General features: G+C 60.6%; 2 protein-coding genes. Both read right to left on the bottom strand.

The features are described from left to right. A partial coding sequence (locus ABJK70_RS20260) for a glutamate synthase subunit beta (protein WP_347258912.1) occupies nucleotides 1-1,048 on the bottom strand: 1,048 nt, incomplete at its 3' end. A gap of 135 nt (nucleotides 1,049-1,183) precedes the next feature. Continuing rightward, nucleotides 1,184-4,860: glutamate synthase large subunit (gene gltB, locus ABJK70_RS20255; protein WP_347258911.1), on the bottom strand; the 3,677-nt coding region annotated here is incomplete at its 5' end.

The following is a 4,860-nucleotide window of genomic DNA, read 5'->3' as shown; positions in this document are numbered from 1 at the left end:
AGAAACGTTCGCAGCCTTCTTCGTGGGAGCTGGACGTGCGCAGCTTGTTGGGCCAATTCGGCCAGGTGACCTCTTTTTTCTCCTTTTCCGGAGGCTTCGGCAGAATTTCCAACTGGGTGATGGAGGCTGCACCGTGCCGAGCCGAGGTGCCGATACAGTCGGAACCGGTATCGCCGCCGCCGATCACGATGACATGCTTGCCCGTCGCCCAGATGCTGGTGTCGTCGGAAAGCGTATCTCCGGCCACGCGGCGGTTCTGCTGAGGCAGAAATTCCATCGCGAAGTGAACACCGTTGAGCTCGCGGCCCGGTACGTTCAGATCGCGCGGTTTTTCCGCGCCGCCGGCCAATATGACGGCATCGTAGTTGTCGAGCAGCTTTTGAACCGGAACGTCTCGGCCGATATGGCTATTGGGGCGGAACACCACGCCTTCAGCTTGCATTTGCGCGATGCGTCGGTCGATCAGATGCTTTTCCATCTTGAAATCGGGTATGCCGTAGCGCAGCAGTCCGCCGATGCGGTCGGCCTTTTCATAAACCACGACACTGTGGCCGACGCGGGCCAATTGTTGCGCGCAGGCAAGACCGGCGGGACCGGAACCCACTACCGCCACCTTTTTGCCGGTTCGATGCTGGGGTATCAGCGGCTTGACCCAGCCCATCTCCCAAGCTTTGTCGATGATGGAGCACTCGATAGTTTTGATCGTGACCGGTTCGTCGGTCAGATTCAGCGTGCAGGCCGCTTCGCACGGCGCCGGACAGATACGGCCGGTGAACTCGGGAAAGTTGTTGGTGCTGTGCAGTACCTCGATGGCTTCACGCCAATTTCCTTGATAAACGAGGTCGTTCCAGTCGGGGATGATGTTATTGACCGGGCAGCCCTGATGACAATAGGGAATGCCGCAATCCATGCAGCGCGCGCCTTGACGGCTGACTTCCTCTTCGGTCAGCGGGACGACGAATTCCTGGTAGTGCTGGAGACGGTCCGCCACCAGCTTGTAGCGTCTGTCCTGACGTGAGATTTCCATGAATCCCGTGGGTTTGCCCATTCTGTTTCTACCTCGTTACTGTGCTTTATTGCACGAGAAAGCTCTAGACCTCGGGGTCTTGTTTGCCGAAGTGCCTTCCATTTTTCCGATCGGTCCGGGTCGGCGAGGGGCGCGTTTACGCCACGCCCCCCGCGTCTAGTGGTGAACTTCGGTCTGCGTTTTTGTCTTCTGCATTTTTTCGAGCGCCTGACGGTAATCGACCGGCATGACCTTGACGAAACGCGGCGCGTAAGCCGACCAGTTCTCGAGAATCTGCTTCGCTCGTCCACTGCCCGTGTAACGGCGGTGCTTTTCGATCAGGGTTCGCAGGCGCTGAACGTCGTGACGGGTCATGTCATGCATGATGTCCACCATTCCGTGGGTTTCCAGATCGCCGCCCTGGTGATCGAGATTTTCCAGGGCGATGTCCTCGGCCAAAACCGGTTCCAGTTCGACCATGGCCAGGTTGCACCGATGCTCGAAATCGCCGGTTTCGTCGAGCACGTAGGCGACACCGCCCGACATGCCCGCAGCGAAGTTACGGCCGGTCGAGCCCAGAACCACGACGACGCCGCCGGTCATGTATTCGCAGCCGTGATCGCCGACGCCTTCGACGACGGCGATGGCGCCGGAGTTCCGCACCGCGAAGCGTTCTCCCGCGACGCCGCGGAAATAGCATTCGCCGCTGATGGCACCGTACAGCACGGTATTGCCGACGATGATATTTTCCTCGGGCACCACCGGAGATTCCGGGGACGGATAGATGGCGATGCGCCCACCCGATAGCCCTTTGCCCACGTAATCGTTCCCGTCGCCCTCAAGTTCCAGAGTGATGCCGGCCGACAGAAAAGCACCGAAGCTTTGCCCGGCCGTGCCTTTCATCCGTATGTAAATGGTATCTTCGGGCAGACCGGTATGGCCGTAACGCTTCGCCAATTCGCCGGACAGCATGGCGCCGACCGTGCGGTTGTAGTTGCGCACGCCCATTTCAATGCGGACCGGCTTGCGTTCGTCGAGTGCGGGGCGGGCCAGTTCGATCAGCTTGTGATCCAGTGCCTTGTCCAGGCCATGATCCTGCGGTTCGCAATTGGAGATGGCCACGCCCTCACCGGGCTCCGGCCGGTACAAAATCCTGGACAGATCGACCTTGGCCGCTTTCCAGTGGGCTATGGCCTTGCGCATATCGAGCTTGTCGGAGCGCCCGATCATTTCCTCGAACCGGCGGAAACCAAGTTTTGCCATAAGCTGGCGCACTTCCTCGGCGATGAAGAAGAAGAAATTGACGACATGCTCCGGCTGTCCGGTGAAGCGCTTGCGGAGTTCCGGGTCCTGGGTTGCGACGCCTACCGGGCAGGTGTTCAGATGGCATTTGCGCATCATGATGCAGCCTTCGACGATCAGCGGCGCCGTGGCGAAGCCGAATTCGTCCGCGCCCAAAAGCGCGCCGATCACGACATCGCGCCCGGTGCGCATGCCGCCGTCCGCCTGCACGCAGATGCGCCCGCGCAGCTTGTTCAATACGAGAGTCTGGTGGGTCTCGGCCAAGCCGATTTCCCAAGGGAGCCCCGCGTGCTTGATCGAGGTGATCGGGCTGGCGCCGGTGCCGCCGTCGTAGCCGGCGATGGTGACGTGATCGGCATGAGCCTTGGCGACGCCCGCAGCGATCGTGCCGACGCCCACTTCGGACACCAGCTTGACGCTGATGCGCGCGGCCGGGTTAACGTTCTTAAGATCGTGGATAAGCTGCGCCAGATCCTCTATCGAGTAGATGTCGTGGTGCGGCGGCGGGGAAATGAGACCGACCCCTGGCGTGGAGTGCCTCACCTTGGCGATGATGGCATCCACCTTGTGGCCGGGCAGCTGGCCGCCTTCGCCGGGCTTGGCGCCCTGCGAAATCTTGATTTGCAGATCGTCGGCATTGACCAGATATTCGGTCGTCACGCCGAAGCGGCCCGATGCTACCTGCTTGATGGCCGAGCGCATGGAGTCGCCGTTGGGCAAAGGTTTGAAGCGTTCCGGCAATTCGCCGCCCTCGCCGGTATTGGATTTGCCACCGATGCGGTTCATGGCGATCGCCAGCGTGGTATGGGCTTCGTATGAAATCGAGCCGAACGACATGGCGCCTGTGGCGAAGCGTTTGACGATTTCCGCGACCGGTTCCACTTCATCCAGCGGTACCGACTCCCGTTCGTCGAACCTGAAGTCCATCAAGCCGCGCAGCGTGAGCAAACGTTCGCTCTGCTCGTTGATCGAGCGGGTGTAGTCCACATAGGTTTCCCAGCTGTTGGTGCGTGTGGCGTGCTGCAGCTTGGAAATGGTCTCCGGAGTCCACACATGATCTTCGCCGCGAACGCGGTAGGCGTATTCGCCGCCTACGTCCAGGGCATTCCGGTACAGCGGGGCATCGCTGAAAGCTACACGATGCCGGCGCACGGTTTCCTCGGCGATTTCTCGGAGTCCCGCGCCGCCGATCGTGCAGACGGTGCCGGTGAAATATTCGTCCAGGAACTCTTCGCTCAAGCCCACGGCATTGAAGATTTGAGCGCCGCAATACGACTGATAGGTCGAGATGCCCATCTTGGACATGATCTTGAGCAGGGCTTTGCCGATGGCCTTGATATAGCGCTTGTGCACCTCGTCTTCGGACAGCTGTTCCGGCAGCTTCTCGCGCAGATCGGACAGGCTGTCGAAAGCCAGATACGGATTGACGGCTTCGGCGCCGTAGCCCGCCAGCAGCGCGAAATGGTGTACCTCGCGCGCTTCGCCGGTTTCCACAACCAGGCCGACCTTGGTGCGAAGGCCCGTCCGGGTCAGGTGATAATGGACCGCGGAGGTGGCCAGGAGTGCCGGAATCGCGATGTGCTCCGCATCGATGTCCCGATCGGACAGCACCAGGATATTGTTGCCCTCGTGCACCGCCTGTTCGGCCCGTGCGCACAAGGCTTTCAACGCCGGTTCCATGCCGCCGGCGCCGGTGTCTGCCGAGTAGCAGAAGCTGATGGTTTTGGTCTTGAACGCGCCCCCGGTGCGGGCCTCGATGCGGCGGATTTTTTCCAGATCCTTATTGGTCAGGATCGGCTGATGCACTTCCAGCCGCTTGTGGCTGCCGCCATTGTGGAGCGCCAGTAAATTCGGCCGCGGGCCGATGTGGGACACCAGCGACATGACCAGTTCTTCGCGGATCGGGTCGATGGCCGGGTTGGTAACTTGCGCGAAACCCTGCTTGAAATAGTCGTAGAGCAATCGCGAACGCTTGGAGAGCACCGCGAGCGCCGCATCGATGCCCATGGAGCCGACCGGTTCCTGACCGCTCAAGGCCATGGGGGTCAGGAAAAACTTGATGTCTTCCTGGGTGTAGCCGAAAGCCTGCTGCCGATCGAGCAGGGTCTCCGAGTCGGGCGGCATCGCGGCGATTTCGGCCGGCAGCTTTTCCAATTGAATCTGGGTATCGTTGAGCCACTGCTGATACGGCTCGCGATTGGCCAGTTCCGATTTGATTTCGGCATCGTCGATGATGCGGCCCTGTTCGAGGTCGATCAGGAACATCTTGCCGGGCTGCAAACGCCATTTCTTGACGATCTTGTGTTCCGGAATGGTCAGCACGCCCATCTCGGAGGCCATCACCACGGTGTCGTCGTCGGTGATGAGATAGCGCGCCGGACGCAGGCCGTTACGGTCGAGCGTGGCGCCGATCTGCCGTCCGTCTGTAAAGGCCACGGCGGCCGGACCATCCCAGGGTTCCATCAGGGCCGAGTAGTATTCGTAGAAGGCGCGGAGTTTTTCGTCCATCAAGGGATTGCCGGCCCACGCTTCCGGGATCAGCAGCATCATGG

It is taken from the genome of Methylocaldum sp., from assembly GCF_039794385.1.
Classification (GTDB): Bacteria; Pseudomonadota; Gammaproteobacteria; order Methylococcales; family Methylococcaceae; genus Methylocaldum.
This window is presented reverse-complemented; position numbering and strand designations above follow the sequence as displayed.